Raw genomic sequence first — 20983 nt, forward strand, 5'->3', positions numbered from 1 at the left:
AAGAAGGATGACTAATGGAAAAAAAAGTAGAAGCCATTTTAGAATTTGATAAAATAAAAAAACAACTCACCGAATTTGCTTCTTCGTCACTAGGGGAGCAAGCCATTTTAGAACTCGCTCCAGCAACTGATTTTCAAGTAGTTCAAAAAACGCAACTTGAAACAGAAGAAGGAGCCAAGATTATTCGTTTACGGGGAAGTGCGCCAATTACTGGTCTAACAGATGTTTTTGCACATTTGAAACGTTTAGAGATTGGTGGCGATTTAAACGGGCTAGAAATTTACCAAATAGGTAGTAACTTGCGCGTTAGCCGTCAAATGAAGAATTTTATGAACGATTTACTGGAAATCGGTGTCGAATTGCCTATACTCGGGGCCCTTTCGGATGAACTTTTAGTACTAAAAGAAGTAGAAGAGGATATTGCGATTTCAGTAGATGAAAGCGGGAAAGTGTTAGATACTGCGAGTGAAGCGCTTAGTACGATTCGCCGAACACTCCGACGTACCGAAGACCGCGTACGTGAAAAACTAGAATCTTATTTGCGCGATCGTAATGCCTCTAAAATGTTAAGCGATGCGGTTATTACAATTCGAAATGATCGTTATGTTATCCCAGTTAAACAAGAATACAAAGGTCATTATGGTGGTATCGTTCATGACCAGTCTGCTTCCGGTCAAACACTTTTCATTGAGCCGCAAAGTGTAGTGGATTTAAATAACGAACGAAAAGCACTTCAAGCAAAGGAAAAACAAGAAATAGAACGCATTCTTGCTGAAATTTCTGCTTCTTTAGCTGCTTGGATTAATGAAATTCATCATAATACATTCATATTAGGGCGCTTTGATTTTATTTTCGCAAAAGCACGTTTCGGGAAAGCGATGAAAGCCGTAACACCGCATTTGAGTGATGCTGGTGTCGTACATTTAATTGCGGCACGACATCCGCTGTTAGATGCTGCAAAAGTTGTGGCGAATGACATTTATTTAGGGGAAGATTTCACTACCATCGTTATTACTGGTCCAAACACAGGTGGTAAAACAATTACTCTAAAAACGTTGGGATTACTGACGCTCATGGCGCAATCCGGACTGCAAATCCCAGCTCAAGAAGATTCTACTATTGCTGTTTTTGAGCATGTATTTGCCGATATTGGAGACGAACAATCCATCGAACAAAGTTTAAGTACGTTCTCGTCTCACATGACGAATATTGTTTCCATTTTGGAAAAGGTAAATCAGAAATCACTTATTTTATATGATGAACTTGGGGCAGGAACTGATCCGCAAGAAGGAGCGGCTCTGGCCATTGCAATACTTGATGCGAGTCACGAAAAAGGCGCAAGTGTTGTTGCAACGACTCATTATCCTGAATTAAAAGCATATGGTTACAACCGTGTTCATGCAACCAATGCATCTGTTGAGTTTAATGTCGAAACACTTAGTCCAACTTACAAATTATTAATTGGTGTACCCGGTCGAAGTAATGCTTTTGATATTTCACGCCGCTTAGGATTAAGCGAAAATATTATCACAGAAGCAAGGAGCCTTGTTGATACTGAAAGCGCTGATTTAAATGATATGATTTCTAGTCTAGAAGAAAAACGAAATCTAGCAGAAACCGAATATGAAGAAGCGCGCGAATTAGCTCGCGGGGCTGATAACCTTTTAAAAGATTTACAAAAAGAAATCACTAATTATTATCAACAAAAAGATAAATTAATCGAACAAGCGAGTGAAAAAGCGGCAACTATTGTGGAAAAAGCCGAAGCTGAGGCCGAAGAAATAATCCGCGAATTACGCACCATGCAATTAAACGGAGCGGCAGGAATCAAAGAACATGAACTTATCGATGCCAAAACAAGACTTGGGAATGCTAAACCAAAAACAATCAACAAAACCATCCCACAAGCACCAAAACAAAAGCCACACGTATTCCAAGAAGGAGACAATGTTCGCGTCCTCTCACTTGGCCAAAAAGGCACACTTTTAAACAAAATTAGCGATAAAGAATGGAACGTCCAAATCGGCATAATCAAAATGAAAATCAAAACCGCTGACTTAGAATATATTCAACCAGAAAAACCAAAAAAACAACGAATCATTACATCGGTTCATAGTAGTGGTTCTCCAGCTAAAAGCGAACTCGATTTGCGCGGCGAACGTTACGAAGATGCTTTGCAAAAAGTCGACAAATACTTGGATGAAGCACTGCTCGCAGGATATCCTCAAGTTGCCATTATTCACGGTAAAGGAACTGGTGCCCTTAGAACTGGCGTCACAGAGTATCTGAAAAATCATCGCATGGTCAAATCGATTCGTTTCGGTGCAGCAGCAGAAGGCGGGAACGGCGTAACCATCGTTGAGTTCAAGTAAACAAGTGAGCAAAAACATGGCTCCAAATAGGTCTAGGTGCTATACTGTGTGTACAAAAGTCATAAGGAGTGAATTAAATCATGGTAAAAGAAATTACAGATGCAACATTTGAACAAGAAACTAGCGAAGGCTTAGTATTAACAGATTTCTGGGCAACATGGTGTGGTCCTTGCCGCATGGTGGCTCCAGTTTTAGAAGAAATACAAGAAGAACGCGGCGAAGCACTTAAAATCGTCAAAATGGACGTAGATGAAAACCCAGAAACACCTGGAAGCTTTGGTGTGATGAGTATTCCGACACTTCTTATCAAAAAGGACGGCGAAGTAGTAGAAACAATTATCGGCTACCGTCCAAAAGAAGAACTGGATGAAGTCATCAACAAATACGTTTAAAATTATGCTAAAATGAAAGAAGCTTAGAACAAACATTCTAGGCTTCTTTTTAAATGTGTAACTGGAGTTGATAAAATGTCTTCTGAACATATCCAAAATAAACTAGCGCTTCTGCCAGACCAACCTGGTTGTTATTTGATGAAAGATAGACAAGGAACCATCATTTATGTTGGGAAAGCAAAAATTTTAAAAAATCGTGTTCGCTCTTATTTTTCGGGAACGCACGACAGTAAAACGCAACGCTTAGTCCAAGAAATTGTGGACTTTGAATATATAGTAACATCATCCAACGTAGAAGCATTGCTACTAGAAATTAATTTAATTAAAAAACACGACCCACGTTTTAATATTCGCCTAAAAGATGATAAAACTTACCCGTTTATTAAAATCACGAACGAACGACATCCACGCCTGATTATTACCCGCCAAGTAAAAAAAGACAAAGGGAAATATTTCGGCCCGTATCCAAATGTCTACGCTGCAAATGAAGTAAAACGTATTTTAGATCGACTGTATCCATTACGTAAATGCAGTACGCTACCAAATAAAGTGTGTTTGTACTATCACCTTGGACAATGCCTTGCCCCGTGTGTATTTGACGTGGAAGCAAGTAAGTATAAAGAAATGCAAGACGAGATAGTCGCATTCCTAAATGGCGGCTATAAAACCGTCAAAAATGATTTAATGAAAAAAATGCAAGAAGCAGCTGAAAATATGGAATTTGAAAAAGCAGGGGAATTTCGCGACCAAATCAACGCAATCGAAACAACGATGGAAAAACAAAAAATGACGATGAATGATTTCGTTGACCGTGATGTCTTTGGTTATGCAATTGATAAAGGCTGGATGTGCGTCCAAGTATTCTTCATTCGTCAAGGGAAACTGATTGAGCGCGATGTTTCCCAGTTTCCATTTTATAATGATGCGGATGAAGATTTCCTCACATTTATTGGTCAATTTTACCAAAAAACCAATCATATTCCGCCTAAAGAAATTTATTTGCCAGATGATGTTGATAGCGAAGCCGTTCAAGCGATCGTTCCCGACACAAAAATCATCGTACCACAACGCGGAAACAAAAAAGATCTCGTAAAACTTGCTTACAAAAATGCTAAAATTGCCTTAAACGAAAAATTTATGCTACTTGAACGTAATGAAGAACGCACAGTCGGAGCAGTAGAACGACTTGGTGAAGCAATGGGAATCCCAACTCCATCACGTGTGGAAGCCTTCGATAACTCCAATATTCACGGTACAGACCCAGTTTCCGCGATGGTCACATTCCTCGATGGCAAACCAAGTAAAAATGATTACCGTAAATACAAAATCAAAACCGTAGAAGGACCTGATGATTACGCAACGATGCGCGAAGTTATCCGCCGCCGTTACTGGCGAGTGCTTAAAGAAGGGCTACCAATGCCTGATTTAATCTTAATTGATGGTGGTAAAGGACAAATTGACAGTGCCAAAGATGTCCTAACGAATGAGCTAGGCTTAGATATTCCAGTAGCAGGACTTGCAAAAGACGACAAACACCGCACTAGTCAACTATTATTTGGGGATCCATTAGAAATTGTTCCACTCGAAAGAAACAGCCAAGAATTCTATTTGCTACAGCGCATGCAAGATGAAGTCCATCGTTTTGCCATTACATTCCACCGTCAACTCCGTAGCAAAACTGGCTTCCAATCCATTCTTGACGGCATCCCAGGAGTAGGACCCGGTCGCAAGAAAAAATTGCTTAAACACTTCGGCTCCATGAAAAAATTAAAAGAAGCATCTATAGAAGAAATTAAAGAAGCCGGTGTCCCTTTGAATGTTGCTGAGGAAGTGCATAAACACATCACAGCATTCAATGAAAAAGCAAAAAATACCGAGCAAAAATGATTTTCAACACGATTATAAACGCCAATGACTTTGATGTTATTGGTGTTTTATTGCGTAAAAATTGTTACATATATGAACTAACACGTCAGATAAAATGGCTTTTATATATAATAAACTTCCCTTCAATACATAAATGCGCTAAAATATAAACATTGATGAAAAGAACTTACAAGGCAGGAGGGAACGAGATTGGGACTAGTCGTATTAAAATTTGGTGGAACATCTGTGAGCACGGTGGATAAAATCGGGAAAACAGCAGATCAAGCCATTTATGAAAAAAAACAAGGAAATAAAGTCATCGTCGTCGTTTCCGCAATGGGGAAATCAACCGACAAATTAGTCGCAATGGCGGAAGAAATTAGCGAGGCACCAGATAAACGCGAAATGGATATGCTACTTTCTACCGGTGAACAAATCACAATTGCTTTACTTGCGATGACATTAAAAGAAAAAGGGCACGATGCTATATCCTATACAGGATGGCAAGCGGGAATTGAAACAGAAGCCGTACATAGTAATGCGAGAATTGCCGATATTGATAGTGCTCGTATTGAATCTGCGCTTGATGCGGGACAAATTGTTGTTGTTGCAGGTTTTCAAGGTTTCACAACAGATGGTGAAATTACTACATTAGGACGAGGTGGATCAGACACAACCGCCGTCGCCATTGCCTCAGCTCTAAACGCCGAAAAATGCGCGATTTGTACGGATGTAGTCGGTGTATTTACAACAGATCCACGCTACGTGAAAAAAGCCCAAAAGCTGGAGCAAATCACCTATGATGAAATGTTAGAATTAGCTAATCTTGGTGCCGGCGTTTTACATCCACGCTCCGTTGAATATGCCAAAAATTTCCGAATTCCGCTTGAAGTTAGAGCGAGTCACGAACAAGTACCAGGAACAATGATCGAGGAGGATTTAACAATGGAAAATACCAAAGTAGTCCGTGGAATTGCTTTTGAAGACCAAATCACCCGTGTAACTATCCACTGGAAACAAAAAGAAGCAATGCGAGTTTCTAAAGTCTTTACAAAATTAGCAGAAAATAATATTGATGTAGATATTATTATCCAAGGAATTACTGGACTAGGTCACGGTAATCTATCCTTCACTATCAAAACAAGCGCACTGTTAGCCACACTAGCAGTTTTAGAAGAAAGCAAAGAATTACTTCAAATCGAAAAGCTAGAGTCCGAGCAAGAATTAGCGAAAGTATCTATAGTTGGCTCTGGAATGGTAAGTAATCCAGGTGTAGCTGCACAAATGTTTGAAGCTTTAACAGAAAATAATATTCCAATAAAAATGATTAGCACATCCGAAATCAAAGTTTCTACTGTCGTACCAGCTCGTAAAATGGTCGAAGCAGCCCAAGTTTTACACGACCAATTTGAACTCGATAAATAAAAATAAGCTTGCAGCATCAAAGTAAATTTCTCTTTGTTACTGCAAGCTTATTGTTTTAGTAGCGTTCTTCGTTATCAATCGTTTCTTTACGATCCCATTTAACGATAATGGTTACTTGTTTTTTACGTTTATCAATTTCATCATAGCTTTCTGTATACAGCTTTTTCTGTGATTGCAATTGTTCTGCGATAAAGCCAGCTTCAAGTTTAAATGTAGGTTCTTCTTGTGTACGGAAACGAGCAGCTACTGTTTCACCTTCTAAAAGTAAACGCATTTCATCTTTCTTTTCTTTCAAAATGCTAAAATTACCCCAAGAGGCTTCTTCAAAAAATTCTGCTACTTCTTCTAGAGAATCGAGTGGAAATTTGCGTGCCAAGTCTTTCCCCGCCCAGTACATAATGTGAGGTGCCTCATCTCCAAGTAATTCAGGAATTAAATAATCTCGTAGTAAATCTAAACCAAAGCTTGGAACGAGAGCTTTTTCCTCGTGTTTATTTTGTTCATTTTCTGTCATTTCGGATACCCCACTTTCATACACCATTATAACCAAAATTACCCTAAAATGGAAAGCACAATAAATAAATTTCCACAAAAAACCTTTTTTCTCAAAAAAGACTTGCGAAAAAGCCGAAAAAATAAGAAAATGGAAGGTATAGATAAAAAAATTGGAAATTAATAAAGAAATTGAGGCGAGACTGTGAAACAAGCTATTGGCTTTATTGATTCGGGAGTAGGCGGTTTGACAGTAGTGCGAGAAGTGCTAAAACAGCTACCCCATGAACAAGTATATTATTTAGGTGATACCGCACGCTGCCCTTATGGACCACGCGACAAAGAAGAAGTAGCTAAGTTTACTTGGGAAATGACTAATTTTCTAGTAGACCGTGGTATCAAAATGCTCGTAATTGCATGTAATACAGCGACAGCAGCAGCTTTATATGATATTCGTGAAAAATTGGATATTCCTGTGATTGGTGTAATCCAACCAGGTTCAAGAGCCGCTCTCAAAGCAACAAGAAACAACAAAATTGGCGTATTAGGAACACTTGGTACAGTCGAAAGCATGGCTTACCCAACAGCGCTCAAAGGACTGAACCGCAGAGTTGAGGTTGATTCACTCGCATGTCCAAAATTTGTATCTGTCGTAGAATCGGGCGAATACAAAAGCGCCATTGCCAAAAAAGTAGTAGCCGAATCACTCTTACCACTGAAAAGTACCAAGATTGATACGGTGATTTTGGGCTGTACACATTACCCACTTTTAAAACCAATTATCGAGAACTTTATGGGAGACGGCGTTGCTGTTATTAACTCCGGAGAAGAAACTGCTAGTGAAGTTAGCGCGTTACTGGATTACCATAATTTATTAGATGCTACAGACGAAGAAATTGAGCACCGTTTTTTCACTACGGGCTCGACACAAATTTTTAAAGATATTGCAAAAGACTGGTTAAATATGCCAGATATGACTGTAGAACATATTAAATTAGGAAAATAAGAGGTGCCAATCATGAGAGTTGATGGAAGAGAAAGCAATGCATTAAGAAATATCGAAATAACACCAGATTATTTAATGCATCCAGAAGGTTCTGTTCTAATTGCATCAGGAAATACAAAAGTTATCTGTTCTGCAAGTGTAGAAACAAAAGTTCCACCATTTATGCGAGGTGAAGGCCGTGGCTGGATTTCTGCTGAATACTCGATGTTACCACGAGCAACGAATACACGTAATATCCGCGAATCTTCCAAAGGTAAAGTAACCGGTAGAACGATGGAAATTCAACGTTTAATCGGACGAGCGCTCCGTGCAGTTGTTGATTTAGATGCACTTGGCGAGAGGACTATCTGGCTTGATTGCGACGTTATCCAAGCAGATGGAGGCACACGTACAGCTTCTATCACGGGCGCATTCATCGCGATGGTCATGGCAATCGCCAAACTAGACGAAGCTGTACCATTTGCTAAATTTCCTGTCAAAGATTTCCTAGCAGCAACTAGCGTAGGTGTTTTAGAAGAGGGTGGAACAGTACTTGACCTTAACTACGTAGAAGACAGCGCAGCGCAAGTAGATATGAATATTATCATGACTGGTAGCGGCGCTTTTGTAGAACTTCAAGGAACTGGCGAAGAAGCTACATTCTCAGAAACAGAACTGGCTGAACTAATTGCCCTAGGTAAAAAAGGAATTAGCGAACTAATCGAAATCCAAAAAGAAACACTCGGAGATAAAGTCACAGCGCGGATTAAAGGAGAATAAGAAATGAGTAAAATTATTATCGCCACCGCAAATAAAGGAAAAGCAAAAGAATTCGAAAAAATCTTTGCGAAATTTAATATCGAAGTAGCAACCCTTGCTGATTTTCCAGAAATTGGTGAAATAGAAGAAACTGGAACAACCTTTGCCGAAAATGCCGCTCTTAAAGCAGAAACGGTCGCTAGCCTGCTAAACCAAACTGTTATTGCAGATGATTCCGGTTTAATCGTAGACGCGCTTGACGGAGCTCCTGGCGTCTATTCCGCACGTTATGCAGGTGTCGCTCACGATGATGCCAAAAATAACGAAAAACTACTTAAAAACTTAGAAGGCGTTGAACCGGACAACAGAACGGCTCGTTTCCACTGTACACTTGCTGTAGCGACACCTTCTGAGAAAACATCTTTTTATACAGGTGAAGTAGAGGGCGTTATCGCAGAACAATTGTGTGGAACAAATGGTTTCGGTTACGATCCATTATTTTTCTTACCAGAATTTGGTCTAACAATGGCAGAAATTCCAGCTGAGAAAAAGAATGAAATTAGCCACCGTGCTAATGCGATTAAACAATTAGAAAAAGATTTAGCAGAAGTAGTAGAAAAAGTAACCAAAAAGTGAGAAAATAAGTAACAGTATCACGGGGGAGGAAACAAAATGAAATTATTAGTAGTTAGCGACAGCCACTCAGAACGTGACTGCTTAATTCATCTTAAAGAAAAATACAAAAATACAGTCGATGCGATGATTCACTGTGGTGATTCTGAATTAGAAGCTGACGATCCTGCGATTCAGGGATTTCATACTGTTCGAGGCAACTGTGACTTTGGCGGAGGCTTTCCAAATGATTGGGTAGGAGAAGTAGATGGCTACCGTATTTTCACCACGCACGGACATCTGTATAACATCAAAATGACACTCATGAATTTACGGTATCGCGCACGTGAACTAAACGCAGATTTTGCCTTTTTTGGTCACTCTCATGAATTAGGAGTAGACATGCTAGACGACACCATCATTTTAAACCCAGGAAGCATTTCCTTACCAAGAGGGCGCATCCGTATCAAAACATACGCTCTTATCAATTCAACACCAGAAGGCATCCAAGTTCGATTCATGGACCGAGATGACAACGAACTAACAGACCTAACCCAAACCTTCCCATTAACGAATAACGAAGCATAACTAGGTCAAAAGACACCCGAAAAAGAAAAAATGCAATAACTTAAAGAAAACCATTGACAAACAAGCGATTTAAACATAAAATGGTATTTGGCTGTTGAAAAGACAGTGCCATTTGTCCTGATAGCTCAGCTGGATAGAGCAACGGCCTTCTAAGCCGTCGGTCGGGGGTTCGAATCCCTCTCAGGACGTAATATGAAGCGCCGTAAACGTTGTTAATACAATGTTTACGGCGCTTTTTGGTTTTTCGAAGTTCAAATAAAGTACAAAAAATTTAAATTCCATTAATCTTTTTCATTAATTATATGTAATTAGGCTTCTAAAGTCATTACTATAGTGTTTTGGCCCAATCTTAATTTTGAAGAATATAATCTTTAATTTTGGTATTAGTCTTATTTAGTAGCATTTGCTCCATAAAAACAATAGAAAAATTAATACCAGTTCTTATATAAAAATCTTCTCATGACGAGAAGATTTTTATTTTGCGATTGAGCATCCAAAAACAGGGGTATCATATAAGTGTTCTAAAAAAAAGCTAATTGAAGGAGGATTTTTACATGAAAAAAATGCTACCTGAGAGTAAAGTAGAGGCAATTAGAAAAGAAGGATTTTTAAATCGAGCTGTTTGAGGCATATCGATTTTTCTATCCAACTGTGTCCAATGTGTCTAATTTTAAAGCATTGAATGATTTAGGAATTACAGAAAATCACGATTTCATTATTCAGCTCACAACACCTGATTTAAATGTATTGACGCAAAACTCAGATACACCATATTGCCTTGGAACGGGAAACACCGAGAATGGTCCAGTTGTTATCGAGTTGCCACAAGGCGCTATCGTTGGTGTGGCAGATGATATTAATTTTAAGTTTATTACCAATATGGGATTAACCGGTGACGAGCAAGGGAAAGGCGCTAAATATTTGTACTTACCACCTAATTATGATGGGGATATCCCGGATGGCTACATAGTACGCAAACCTTCAAGCTATCGTTTCCTCATTTGTTTACGAGCGATGGTTCACCAAGCAAGTGATTATGAAAAAGCATTTGAACTCCTGAAAAAAGTAAAATTCTATCCTTTAGAAGAAAAAGATAATAATTCAACCAGTACATTCCATGATTTTTCGCATCGAAAAGCGATTTCGACACCATATTATGTCGAAGGGAAATTCGACTATTGGGAAGTAATCAAATGGGCGCTTGATAATGATGAAACAGATCCAGAATATTACCAAATGTATGGCTTACTAAAAGCCATTGGTTTAGCGCCAAATAAAGAATTTAATCCTGACCTAGATAAAAAAGCTTTATTAATAGAAGCTGCCGAGAAAGCAGACAAAATGATGTTTGTGAATTCCTTTAATACAGATGATCCGGCTGCTATTGTTTGGCCAGGAAAGAACTGGGAATGGGCAGTCTATGGTGAGAATAATGACTTCTATGAAAAAACGTATTTAAACCTTCCTGTAAGAGAGCGTTGGTTCTATCAAGCGACACTCGAAACACACATGATGTTTATGCATAAAGTCGGATTTGGTTCTGTTTATATGCTTGGGGTGAAAGATAGAGAAGGAAACTATCTGGATGGTGGCAAAAGTTATACATTAAAAGTGCCAACACCAGTGCCAACGAGCATTTTCTGGTCGGTAACGGTTTATGAAATGGATACTCGTTCGGAAATTGTCACAGAGCAATTTATGCCTGCACTTAACTCCATCAAAGATACGTTTGAAGTAGATGCTGACGGCAATACAACACTTTACTTTGGGCCAAATCCTCCTGAAGATGAGTCGCTTCCATGGATTCAAACCGTTCCAGATGCCAATTGGTTCACGTATTTCCGTATTTATGGACCAACCGAACCAGCATTTGACAATAGCTGGCAACTAGATGATTTTGAAGAAGTTAAATAAACAAAAAGAGGCGTAACTTTTAATAGTTGCGCCTCTTTTTATTAATCATTAAGTCCTAACCCGTCTAAAATTGTTGCTTCATATTTCTCAATGCGCGAAACACGCGTTTTCGATTGCTTTGGAGCCGCAAAATAAAGTAAGTAAGCTTTTTGACGACCAGGAGTCAAGGCTTCAAAAGCTGTTTGTAGCGCGGGCATTTCTTCAAATTTCGCGAGTAATTCTTCCGGGATAGGCGTTTCTTCTCTTGGTTTAAGCTCTACTTCTAACCCAGCTTTTTCAACTTCAATCGCATTTTGAATATACTTCTTTAGAATTTCTTTTTGATCAAGGATTTCTTGTAAATTCGTAAAGCGGATTTGTCTGCCAGCTTGCACATTTTCTGTTTGCTGCACTAAAATGTTTTCCGGATCATGGAGCAGTGCGCCTTTCATAAAGAGTAGGGCGCAGTAGTTTTTAAAACCATGGATTAAGAAAACATTACTGCCATTAATAGCATAACAAGGTTTGCCCCATTTGAGTTCTTCTTCTAGTTCAAAACCAATCGCTATATCTCTTAATGTTTTGAATTCAGCTTGCCATTTGGATGGTTTATTTAGAAACGCATCGACTTTAGGGTTTAATTCTGTTTTTGCCATAAAGAATTCCTCTTTTCTACGCTTTTTCAATTTAAAAATAATTCTTTGGTACGTGTTATTTTAACGCAATATGAAAGGCCTTGCAAATTTGGTCGACCTACTAAAAATGGACTTAAAGAAAGAACCCGAGAGTTATCCCAGATTCATTTGTTTTCATGATAAATTGAGCTTCCAACCGACACCAAACTTATCTGTAACCTCTCCAAATTTTTCCGACCAGAATGTTTTGGCAAGTGGCATAACGACATTACCACCTTCTGCAAGCTGATGGAATTGTTTGGTCAATTTTATTTCGTCGGATGTATCAATAACAAACGTAATATTATCGCCAAATGTAAGTGGCATAGACTTAGGTACGTCGGAAAACATGACTTTAACCCCGTCCATGACTAAGCTAGCGTTCATAACTAAGTCCTTTAGCGAATCTTCTATAGGTTTCTCACTTGTTTCGATTTCCCCATATGTCATCAAATCTGTACACTTTGTTCCAAAAATTTCTTCATAAAACGCGATAGCATCTCTGGATTGTGTTCTAAAATTCAAGTAAACATTCAACGTCATTTGAATTCCTCCTCGATTTTTATTCGCTAAAGTTCTATTCATTTTGGTGTTTTTATTATAGCAGATACTGCGTGAAAGAGGAAAAATTAAGAAGATAAATACTTGACTTGGAGCTACTCCAGGGTTATAAACTAAAGATAAGATATAGATTCGGAGGAATTTAGATGAAAAAAACATTGTATTTAATGCGCCACGGTCAAACATTATTTAATCAACGTAAAAAAATTCAAGGTTTTTGCGATGCACCACTTACCGATCTCGGGATTAACCAAGCAAAAATCGCTGGTAGTTACTTTAAAGAAAACAATATAACATTCGATCAAGCTTACAGTTCCACATCAGAGCGCGCATCTGACACGTTAGAGCTGATTACGGACAAAAGCTATCTACGGTTGAAAGGATTGAAAGAATGGAATTTTGGTACTTTTGAAGGCGAGAGCGAAGACCTAAATCCACCGCTCCCATATGGAGATTTTTTTGCTACCTATGGGGGAGAGCGAGAAGTGGATTTCAGAGATCGTTTAGTAGCAACAATGGAACATATCATGAGTCAAGATAATCATGATACTGTCCTTGCCGTTTCTCACGGAGCAGCCTGTGCCCAATTTGCCAGGCATTGGGGAAAAACAAGCACTATCGGTCAGGTAACAGGACTGAAAAATTGTTGCATTTTAAAATTTGAATATGAAAACGGTAGATTTACCTTAGTTAATTTTATAAATCATGATTTTGATAAGGGTACGCATATAGAAAGCACTAAATAAAAAAGCACTCGTCATTGAGTGCTTTTATGCTTCATTGAAACAAATTCTTTATTTTATCTAAAAAACCACCAGTTAACTCATTTGCAGTATCTTGCAAGTTTTCCGTAAGTCCACTTGCTTTATCTTGTAGATTTTCTGTTAGGTTCGTCGCTTCATTCTGTAAGTTTTCCGTGACGTTACTTGCTTGTTCACCAAGCTCAGATGCTTTGTTTGTTGCCTCTTCTGTCAGTGTTCCTAGGTTCTCCAGGGGCAGGGACTCGGTAACTTTATTCTTCAAATCATCTAAATTCATCTTTTCCTCCTTATTTTGGGGGCTTAGAGTTCATTCTAAAGGAAGGAGGGATAAAGTACAAACAATTCGTTCCATCATTTGTGAAAAAATATGGTATGATGATATGAGGAAATGAGGACTGACATGAATAATTTAAAATTAAGTGAAGAAATTAAAAGAGCGATTAATGAACTAGGATATACAGAAGCAACACCTGTTCAAAAAGCGGTAATTCCAGTTGCCTTAACAGGAGAAGATATTGTTGCTAAATCACAAACTGGTAGTGGGAAAACAGCAGCATTTGCTATTCCCATTGCAGAACAGGTTGAATGGGAAGAAAATAAGCCACAAGCACTAATCATCGTTCCAACACGAGAACTTGCAATGCAAGTCAAGACAGAATGTACGAATATCGGACGATTTAAACGTGTCAAAGCTGCAGCAATATATGGACAATCACCATTTGCTAAACAAAAATTAGAACTAAGCCAAAAAAATCATATAGTCGTTGGGACCCCTGGTCGCCTACTTGACCATATTGAAAAAGGATCACTGAATGTCGACAAGGTTGCCCATTTAGTTTTAGATGAAGTAGATGAAATGTTAAGCATGGGATTTATTGATCAAGTGGAAGATATCCTTAGCCGCTTACCAAAACAGCGCCAAAATCTATTTTTCTCTGCAACTATGCCAGAAGAAATGCAAGATTTGATCAAACGTTACCAAGATAATCCAATGGTTATCGAAATGGCATCAGAAAAAACAAATCCTATCTTCCACGTGGAGATGCAAACAGATAATAAAGAAAAAACGTTAAAAGATGTTTTAATTACGGAAAACCCGGATAGTGCGATTATTTTTTGCAATACAAAAAATCAAGTCGATGAACTCACTGATTTACTTGATGTAAAAGCTAGTAAAATTCATGGTGGCTTAAGACAAGAAGATCGTTTCCGAGCAATGGATGATTTCAAAAGTGGCAAATCGCGTTTCTTAATTGCGACAGATGTGGCAGGGCGTGGAATAGATGTGGATAATGTATCGTTAGTCATTAACTACGATTTACCAATTGAAAAAGAAAATTATGTGCATCGTATCGGTCGTACTGGACGCGCTGGCAAAAGTGGGAAAGCTATTAGTTTCGTGAAAACAAATGAAAATCCACTTTTGCGTGATATTGAAGAGATGCTCGATGTTACAATTGAAAAAAAACGTAAACCGACAGTGATTGAAGTGAAAGCAAACGAAGAAGCTTTCCACAAAAAACAACAAAAGCGCCCAACAATCAAAAAAGCTCGTGGGGAAAAATTAAATAAAAACATTATGAAACTGTATTTTAACGGGGGCAAAAAGAAAAAAATCCGTGCGGTAGATTTTGTGGGAACTATTTCTAAATTAGAAGGAATTACGGCCGAAGATATTGGAATTATTACGATTGAAGACCATGTTTCTTTTGTCGAAATTTTAAATGGAAAAGGTCCGGCAGTGCTGGAAATGATGCGCTCTCGTAAAGTGAAAGGTAGACGCCTGAAAGTAAACGAGGCCAGAAAACGATAATTTAAAGAAAAGAAGGTCCAAACAATGGAAAGGCCAGATAATCAACTTATTTTAATGGTGTTAGAAGTTGTTAAAAATCCAATTTACAATATAAAATCACTAACAATTAATTTTCTACAAGGTGACATCGTTGGGAATTCCACAAGAAATGAGTTGTTATACTGCACTTACTGGCTTGAATTTCATGGCTTTATTCTTCGTGACGAAAAAGGGGATAACCAAAAGTACTATAGCATGACCAAACAAGGAGATTTTCTACTTCAAAAAATTAAAAATGAACTTTCTTAGTTTGTTCATACTTTTTTAATATTTATTCGTTATATTAAAAGTAACCTTTTTTTCAATGAAATATCTCACCTGGCAGCATCCGTCTCCCAATAAAAACGCGGATGCTGCTCTTTTTGTGTTTAAAAATTATGATATACTGAATAAAAAACTTGGAAAGTAGGTGGAAATATGTATAAATACACCCTTTGTTTTCTCCAAAGAGCCGATGAAATTTTATTGTTAAATAGACAAAAATCCCCTTGGATGGGAAGTTGGAATGGTGTTGGTGGCAAAATTGAGCAAGGGGAAACACTTCTTGAATCCGTCCAACGGGAAATCACAGAAGAGACCGGAATTTCCTCAAATGACTACGAAATTCGTGATATCGGTGAAATGAAATGGTTTGTGGATGGTGAAAATCTTGGAGGTATGCATTTATTTCTGGCCAATCTTCCGGATAATTATGTATATCCAACACCTCGCACAACCGATGAAGGAATACTTGATTTTAAAAAAAGAAAATGGATACTTAATCCGGAAAATACAGGTGTAGTGAACAATTTACCTTATATTATCGAACATGCTCCAGTGTTCCCAGCTAGAATAGAAGTTTCAACAAAATATCAAGAAAACACATTATTACATATTAGTCATCAATCTTTATAAAAAAAAGCATTGCGCCTATTCGCAATGCTTCCATATTATCAAGATGTCGTGAAATAACTTGCTTCCCAGCGACTTATTAAATTTTGAGCATCATCTGTGGATAATTTTTTATGCCCGATTACTTGCTCTTTAGCAATTTCGAGACTCTCAAAATGATCAATTAATCGTTGTGAAGGATTATTAATGTAGACATCGTTTAGTAGAATAGATTGGTTGTTCTCCTTTTCTATACTTCTAACTCCTACGATATAACCAGCTGCTGTAATGAGTAATAATTTATTCATACTTCTTCACTCCCTTTTAGTTGTTCCTGTGCACCACTGGACACTTTTTTTCTGGATAAAAACATATAGATGAAGACGCAAATAAATGCGATAGCTCCGGCAATAATGTAAATACCTTGGAATGAAAGAACATGATGAATTTCACCCATAATATAAGGTCCAATACCAAGTCCTAAATCAAGCCCGATAAAGTACGTAGATAAACCAATCCCAATACGATGGGGCTCGCAGACTTTCAAACAAACAGCTTGTCCATTCGACATAAATGTTCCATAACCTAAACCAATAAGGCCGCCTGAAATAAGTAGTACGAGGCTTGATGTTGCAGTACTAAGGACCACTAATCCAACTGCTAAAAAGATATAACTCGGATACATCACATATTTTTCGCCCTTCGCATCAAAGAGTTTTCCAGACATTGGACGAGTAAAGGTAATAACTAATGCATAGACAACAAAGAAGAACGTCCCGGCACTCACTAAATTAATTTCTCTGGCATATGAAGCAAGGAATGTAAGTACACTCGAATAAGAAATCCCCATTAAGAAAGCAATAAATGTAATTGGAATAACTTTATATTCAATAAAACTTTTAACTGTCCAAGTTTGTAGAGCCTTCCGGTGTTCGTTTGTTAAAATAATATTTTTCACTGGTAAATAGAAGCAAAGTAGCGCAGTTAATAAGACAATAACCGTGGAGAAAATAATAATTGTGTAAAAGCTCGTTTTGCTAAGTAAAATCATTCCGATGAACGGTCCAATCGCAGCTGCGAGACTTGTGCTGAGGCCATAATAATTAATGCCTTCACCGTTTCTGGAATTAGGAATATACGCTGTGACAATTGCATTGGTAGCTGTCGATGTTGTACCGTATGCAAACCCATTTAAAAAGCGAATAATGAACATAATTGCAATCGTTGGCATGTATAAGTAAGCCATGGTGGTTATTAAGAAAAATAATATCCCAAATCTTAATACCCGCTTGCGGCCAAACAATTCCAGCTTTTTCCCCATATAAAGTCGTGCAAGGAGCGTTCCAATAATATAAATCCCAGACGCAAATCCAGCTTCGCCCAGAGAGGCATTCAACTCTTCTTGCGCAATAACGGCGATAATAACCATTAGCAAATAATAAACGAGATAAACGACAAAGTTAATCAATGTTATTAAGACAAAACCCTTGTTAAATAATTTTTCTTTCATAGAATAAAATCCCTTCCTACGTATAATTTGTAATTTATCTCAGCGACAAGGAGTATTATAGGGGATATTCGGAGAGGATACTTTTTAATTTGGTAATTATTTCTGATATATACAAATTTGTATAACATATGTTGAAAAAATAGGGAATAGTATTTTGTATGATTAATATGCTTTAACTGGAATGACAAAAAGGAGGTTAAGAACATGAAGCAAAATATTCTTAATAATTATGTAAGCACAAATGATTTTCCAGTTATTACAAGGGGAAAACGTAAATATTTAACCTACGAGGGACTTGAAGATTCTTATGTCTACATACTTAAAAAAGGGATTATAAAAACAAGTATAATATCAAGGGATGGTAGGGAATTTAACTTGAATTATATTAATAAAATGGATATCATCTCCCTTTTAAAAGATGAATATTCACAGTTTGCGAATGCTCCGTTTAATATTCGCGTGGAATCTGATACAGCAGAACTATATCAAGTTGACCGGGTAAGATTCTGGAAAGACGTAAATCGTGATGTTGATTTGCAAATTTATGTAAAAGATTACTACCGTACGAGACTGCTGCAATCTATTAAAAAAATGCAACAAATGCTAATGAATGGAAAATTAGGTGCGATTTGTACGCAACTCTATGAACTTTATACACTTTTTGGAGTGGAAATAGCGCCTGATCAATTTTTGATTGATTTTCTAGTAAGCAATGAAGAAATTGGACATTTTTGCGGGATTAACTCCGCGAGTAGTGTGAATCGGATTTTCCAACAACTCAAAAAAGAAGGCGTCATTACGATGCAAAACCGCTATATTATTATTAAAAAATTAGATGTTATTCAAGAAAACGTTATTTTTTAACAGTAGAAAAAGCACTGCAATCAATAATTGTAGTGCTTTTTCTATCCTCTTTTTTTAAATGAATATCGAATCCTAAGTGTGATGAGTCCAATGATGATTAACAAACCACCAACCATCAAATTCTCTAAGTCGCTAAAATCCCAAAAAATAGAGATTCCGATATTAGATAGTCCTAGAAAAACAAAAACCAAGCCAACAACAAGTAAAACCAAATAAGCTGGTTTAGAAATTTTCATAAGGACGCCTCACTTACATTAAAAATAATTTCCACATTATTGTAACACAAGTTGAGAGAAACGACATCACTCACTTGTTATTTGTTTTGTAAAGCCTTCACCCACAACACTTTGTACATCATTAATAATAAAGAATGCTTTTTCATCATATTTGTTGACGATTTTGGTGAGGGGCAATAATTGATCACGACTTATCACGATATAAAGAATTTTTTTATCTTGACGCATATAGAAACCTTGACCATTGAAAAGGGTAATACCACGCTCCAAATTCGCATCAATTTCAGTAGCAATTTCTTCATAATAATCCGAAATAATCGTCACAGACTTTTTAGGATTGTAACCTTCAAGAATGAAATCAAGTACTTTGGTTGAAATATAAAGTGAAACGATGGTAAATAGCATATTTTCAAATCCGATAACAAACACAGAAGGGATAACAACAAGTAAATCAAAGAATAGTAGGGCATAACTCGTATTCCACCCAAGATATTTATTAGCAATTTTCGCTAAGATAGCACTACCAGCTGTTGTTCCGCCACCGTTCATAATCAGACCCATACCAATACCCATCATTAATCCAGCAAAAATTGCTGCAACAATGGTTTGATTTGCCACGAAAGCAAGTGGCTCAGAAAAATGTAAAAATATCGAAGTGAAACTAATAGCAACAATCGTCCAGACAATCGTCATTCGATCAAGAAACTTATAACCAATAATAAGTAAAATACCATTAAATATAAAAGTAGTAATTGCAGGAGTCCAGCCAAGCAAGTAATAAAGCATCATTGTTAGCCCAGTAACGCCGCCTTCTCCTAAATTATTCGGGATAGCAAAAACGTTGACAGCGAGAGAGAAAATAAGCGCCCCCACGATAATTTTTGCGATGTTCCAACCTGTTTTATTTTTGTTCATCTCCATTTCTCCTTTCCATACAAAAAAAAGACCCAAGAACACCTCTAAATAGGCACTCTGGAGTCTTTTTATAAAAAAAGCATTAACTGACATCTTTGTCATTAATTGTCTCACCATAAAAAATTGCTATTCATTTCAACACAATTTACAATATACCATAAAAAATAAGCACCTTCAAGCCTTTTTTAAGTATATATAATTAGCCGAAAATCGCTAAAAATGGCATTAAATTAAGTAAAAATAAACCTACGAGAACGCTGATAACAATTTTGATGACAAGTGGTTTTTCACTTTCTGTTTTTTTCAATTTGTTTTCCTCCTTAATGTGCGCTTATTTAGCCCAGTGTACAAATTCATTTTTTAATGGCATATAAGTGGCTGTTTTTTTCTTATAGATTTGGTAAGCAAGTATAAATCCAAGAAACGCGGGAACAATAATTGCAAAAATAGTTAAAATAACTTTAGTCATAGAAAATACCTCCTCTTAAATCAAAGCACAAGTTCAAATCTTACTACTAATAGTGTACCAAATTTCACGTGATTTTGGTAATAAAGCGGGCTAACAAATTTCGGTTACAATTAGGGTCAAATGTGCTACAATAGCCTTGGGTGAGTAAATTTGAATAAGAAAAATAAGTTTTTTGACATTTATTTAGAATTAGAGCAAGACATTACATCTGGCGTTTATCCAGCAGGCACACTACTTCCAAGTGAAAATGTCCTGGCTAAGCGTTTTTCGGTGTCTCGTGAAACCATTAGAAAAGCACTTGTATTATTGCTTGAAAACGGCTGTATTCAAAAGCTCCAAGGAAAAGGCTCCATTGTTATTGACCGGGAACGTTATTCTTTTCCAGTCTCTGGATTAACTAGCTTTAAAGAATTACAAAAATCTGAACAGATGAATGCCACTACAGAAGTCATCCGGAATGAAGAGACAACTTTACCAGATCGAATTGCTGATTTTGCTGGTCTTCCGCACGGCTCAAACTGCTTAGCTATCCTCAGAGTGCGCTATTTAGAAGGAGAGGCAACTATTTTGGATTACGATTATTTATTAGACAAAACTGAACCAATTGCGAATGAGATTTTAGAAGACTCCTTGTATCAATACTTAGAAAATGAAAAAGGCTATGAAATCAGTTATGCTCAAAAAGAAATAACCGTGGAGCCACTGAATGCCGAAGATAAAAAATACTTAGCCTTACATGGTGATACACATGTGGTTGTCGTGAAAAGTACCGTGTTTTTAAAAGATACAACACTTTTTCAGTATACTGAATCGCGTCACCGGCTGGATAAATTCCGTTTTATTGATTTTGCTAGAAGACGCTAAAAAGCCTGAGAAACGAATCTCAG

General features: G+C 37.3%; 23 protein-coding genes, 1 tRNA gene and 1 pseudogene. 16 read left to right on the forward strand and 9 right to left on the reverse strand.

Translation table 11 applies throughout. From position 1 onward, the window contains the following. Positions 1 to 14: 14 nt before the first annotated feature. The 4 genes from CKV70_RS06235 (at position 15) to CKV70_RS06250 (ending at position 6055) form a co-directional block, all read left to right on the forward strand. On the forward strand, positions 15 to 2372 hold the full coding sequence (locus tag CKV70_RS06235) for an endonuclease MutS2 (protein WP_010989713.1): 2358 nt from the start codon (positions 15 to 17) through the stop codon (positions 2370 to 2372). 80 nt (positions 2373 to 2452) lie between these two features. Beyond that, a complete protein-coding gene (gene trxA, locus CKV70_RS06240) occupies positions 2453 to 2764 on the forward strand; it encodes a thioredoxin (RefSeq protein WP_003723853.1) in 312 nt (103 codons plus the stop codon). Between the two features lie 75 nt (positions 2765 to 2839). Further along, positions 2840 to 4651, forward strand: a complete 1812-nt coding sequence (uvrC, locus tag CKV70_RS06245) for an excinuclease ABC subunit UvrC (RefSeq protein WP_014600780.1) — start codon at positions 2840 to 2842, stop codon at positions 4649 to 4651. Positions 4652 to 4840: 189 nt separating this feature from the next. After that, positions 4841 to 6055, forward strand: a complete 1215-nt coding sequence (locus tag CKV70_RS06250; protein WP_003732778.1) for an aspartate kinase — start codon at positions 4841 to 4843, stop codon at positions 6053 to 6055. Positions 6056 to 6110: 55 nt separating this feature from the next. On the opposite strand, the gene CKV70_RS06255 is transcribed toward CKV70_RS06250, so the two are convergent. Continuing rightward, the gene (locus CKV70_RS06255; RefSeq protein ID WP_003733801.1) at positions 6111 to 6605 is read right to left on the reverse strand and encodes a YslB family protein; all 495 of its coding nucleotides are present in this window, start codon (positions 6603 to 6605) and stop codon (positions 6111 to 6113) included. A gap of 147 nt (positions 6606 to 6752) precedes the next feature. Between CKV70_RS06255 and racE the strand changes: the two genes are divergently transcribed. The 6 genes and pseudogenes from racE to CKV70_RS06285 all read left to right on the forward strand — a co-directional run bounded on the left by racE (position 6753) and on the right by CKV70_RS06285 (position 11405). Beyond that, positions 6753 to 7553, forward strand: a complete 801-nt coding sequence (racE, locus tag CKV70_RS06260) for a glutamate racemase (RefSeq protein ID WP_003723856.1) — start codon at positions 6753 to 6755, stop codon at positions 7551 to 7553. A 12-nt stretch (positions 7554 to 7565) separates the two neighbouring features. Further along, positions 7566 to 8312, forward strand: coding sequence for a ribonuclease PH (gene rph, locus CKV70_RS06265; RefSeq protein WP_003732780.1), 747 nt, complete (start codon positions 7566 to 7568; stop codon positions 8310 to 8312). A gap of 3 nt (positions 8313 to 8315) precedes the next feature. After that, entirely contained in the window at positions 8316 to 8927 is a 612-nt protein-coding gene (locus CKV70_RS06270) for an XTP/dITP diphosphatase (protein WP_014600781.1), read from the forward strand. Between the two features lie 36 nt (positions 8928 to 8963). Further along, positions 8964 to 9491, forward strand: a complete 528-nt coding sequence (locus tag CKV70_RS06275; protein ID WP_014600782.1) for a metallophosphoesterase — start codon at positions 8964 to 8966, stop codon at positions 9489 to 9491. Positions 9492 to 9605: 114 nt separating this feature from the next. Continuing rightward, positions 9606 to 9679: transfer RNA gene (locus CKV70_RS06280), tRNA-Arg, on the forward strand. Positions 9680 to 10045: 366 nt separating this feature from the next. Continuing rightward, positions 10046 to 11405: pseudogene (locus CKV70_RS06285) on the forward strand (DUF1254 domain-containing protein). 41 nt (positions 11406 to 11446) lie between these two features. Here the strand turns inward: CKV70_RS06285 and CKV70_RS06290 are convergent. Beyond that, positions 11447 to 12040, reverse strand: a complete 594-nt coding sequence (locus tag CKV70_RS06290; RefSeq protein WP_009924171.1) for a YdeI/OmpD-associated family protein — start codon at positions 12038 to 12040, stop codon at positions 11447 to 11449. Between the two features lie 153 nt (positions 12041 to 12193). Further along, complete coding sequence (locus CKV70_RS06295; RefSeq protein ID WP_009914084.1) at positions 12194 to 12601, reverse strand: VOC family protein; 408 nt, start codon at positions 12599 to 12601, stop codon at positions 12194 to 12196. Between the two features lie 164 nt (positions 12602 to 12765). Here CKV70_RS06295 and CKV70_RS06300 point away from each other — a divergent pair, with 164 nt between their 5' ends. After that, entirely contained in the window at positions 12766 to 13365 is a 600-nt protein-coding gene (locus CKV70_RS06300) for a histidine phosphatase family protein (RefSeq protein WP_014600785.1), read from the forward strand. Positions 13366 to 13396: 31 nt separating this feature from the next. Here CKV70_RS06300 and CKV70_RS06305 read toward each other — a convergent pair whose 3' ends face one another. Continuing rightward, a complete protein-coding gene (locus tag CKV70_RS06305; RefSeq protein WP_003723543.1) occupies positions 13397 to 13657 on the reverse strand; it encodes a hypothetical protein in 261 nt (86 codons plus the stop codon). 123 nt (positions 13658 to 13780) lie between these two features. Here CKV70_RS06305 and dbpA point away from each other — a divergent pair, with 123 nt between their 5' ends. The 3 genes from dbpA to CKV70_RS06320 all read left to right on the forward strand — a co-directional run bounded on the left by dbpA (position 13781) and on the right by CKV70_RS06320 (position 16126). Next, complete coding sequence (gene dbpA / locus CKV70_RS06310) at positions 13781 to 15193, forward strand: ATP-dependent RNA helicase DbpA (protein ID WP_014600786.1); 1413 nt, start codon at positions 13781 to 13783, stop codon at positions 15191 to 15193. 24 nt (positions 15194 to 15217) lie between these two features. Next, a complete protein-coding gene (locus CKV70_RS06315; RefSeq protein WP_003723545.1) occupies positions 15218 to 15481 on the forward strand; it encodes a DUF3116 family protein in 264 nt (87 codons plus the stop codon). Between the two features lie 168 nt (positions 15482 to 15649). Next, entirely contained in the window at positions 15650 to 16126 is a 477-nt protein-coding gene (locus tag CKV70_RS06320) for an NUDIX hydrolase (protein ID WP_003723546.1), read from the forward strand. A gap of 38 nt (positions 16127 to 16164) precedes the next feature. Here the strand turns inward: CKV70_RS06320 and CKV70_RS06325 are convergent, their stop codons facing one another. Together CKV70_RS06325 and CKV70_RS06330 are read right to left on the reverse strand one after the other, a co-directional pair. Next, complete coding sequence (locus CKV70_RS06325) at positions 16165 to 16410, reverse strand: hypothetical protein (protein WP_003723547.1); 246 nt, start codon at positions 16408 to 16410, stop codon at positions 16165 to 16167. Beyond that, the gene (locus CKV70_RS06330; protein WP_003723548.1) at positions 16407 to 17612 is read right to left on the reverse strand and encodes an MFS transporter; all 1206 of its coding nucleotides are present in this window, start codon (positions 17610 to 17612) and stop codon (positions 16407 to 16409) included. Before CKV70_RS06330 ends, CKV70_RS06325 begins: the two co-directional genes overlap by 4 nt. Before the next feature lie 204 nt (positions 17613 to 17816). On the opposite strand from CKV70_RS06330, the gene CKV70_RS06340 reads away from it, so the two are divergent. Further along, entirely contained in the window at positions 17817 to 18476 is a 660-nt protein-coding gene (locus tag CKV70_RS06340) for a Crp/Fnr family transcriptional regulator (RefSeq protein ID WP_003723549.1), read from the forward strand. A 41-nt stretch (positions 18477 to 18517) separates the two neighbouring features. Here CKV70_RS06340 and CKV70_RS06345 read toward each other — a convergent pair whose 3' ends face one another. From CKV70_RS06345 to CKV70_RS14550, 3 genes are all read right to left on the reverse strand, one after another. Continuing rightward, positions 18518 to 18712: a hypothetical protein gene (locus CKV70_RS06345; protein WP_003723550.1), complete on the reverse strand. Its 195-nt coding sequence runs from the start codon at positions 18710 to 18712 to the stop codon at positions 18518 to 18520. A gap of 66 nt (positions 18713 to 18778) precedes the next feature. After that, the gene (locus tag CKV70_RS06350) at positions 18779 to 19627 is read right to left on the reverse strand and encodes a YitT family protein (protein ID WP_003723551.1); all 849 of its coding nucleotides are present in this window, start codon (positions 19625 to 19627) and stop codon (positions 18779 to 18781) included. Positions 19628 to 19958: 331 nt separating this feature from the next. Further along, complete coding sequence (locus CKV70_RS14550; RefSeq protein WP_003723553.1) at positions 19959 to 20096, reverse strand: hypothetical protein; 138 nt, start codon at positions 20094 to 20096, stop codon at positions 19959 to 19961. Positions 20097 to 20246: 150 nt separating this feature from the next. Between CKV70_RS14550 and treR the strand changes: the two genes are divergently transcribed. Further along, positions 20247 to 20960, forward strand: coding sequence for a trehalose operon repressor (treR, locus tag CKV70_RS06355; RefSeq protein ID WP_009931701.1), 714 nt, complete (start codon positions 20247 to 20249; stop codon positions 20958 to 20960). The last annotated feature ends 23 nt before the right edge of the window (positions 20961 to 20983 follow it).

This window comes from Listeria monocytogenes, assembly GCF_900187225.1.
GTDB classification, from domain to species: domain Bacteria; phylum Bacillota; class Bacilli; order Lactobacillales; family Listeriaceae; genus Listeria; species Listeria monocytogenes.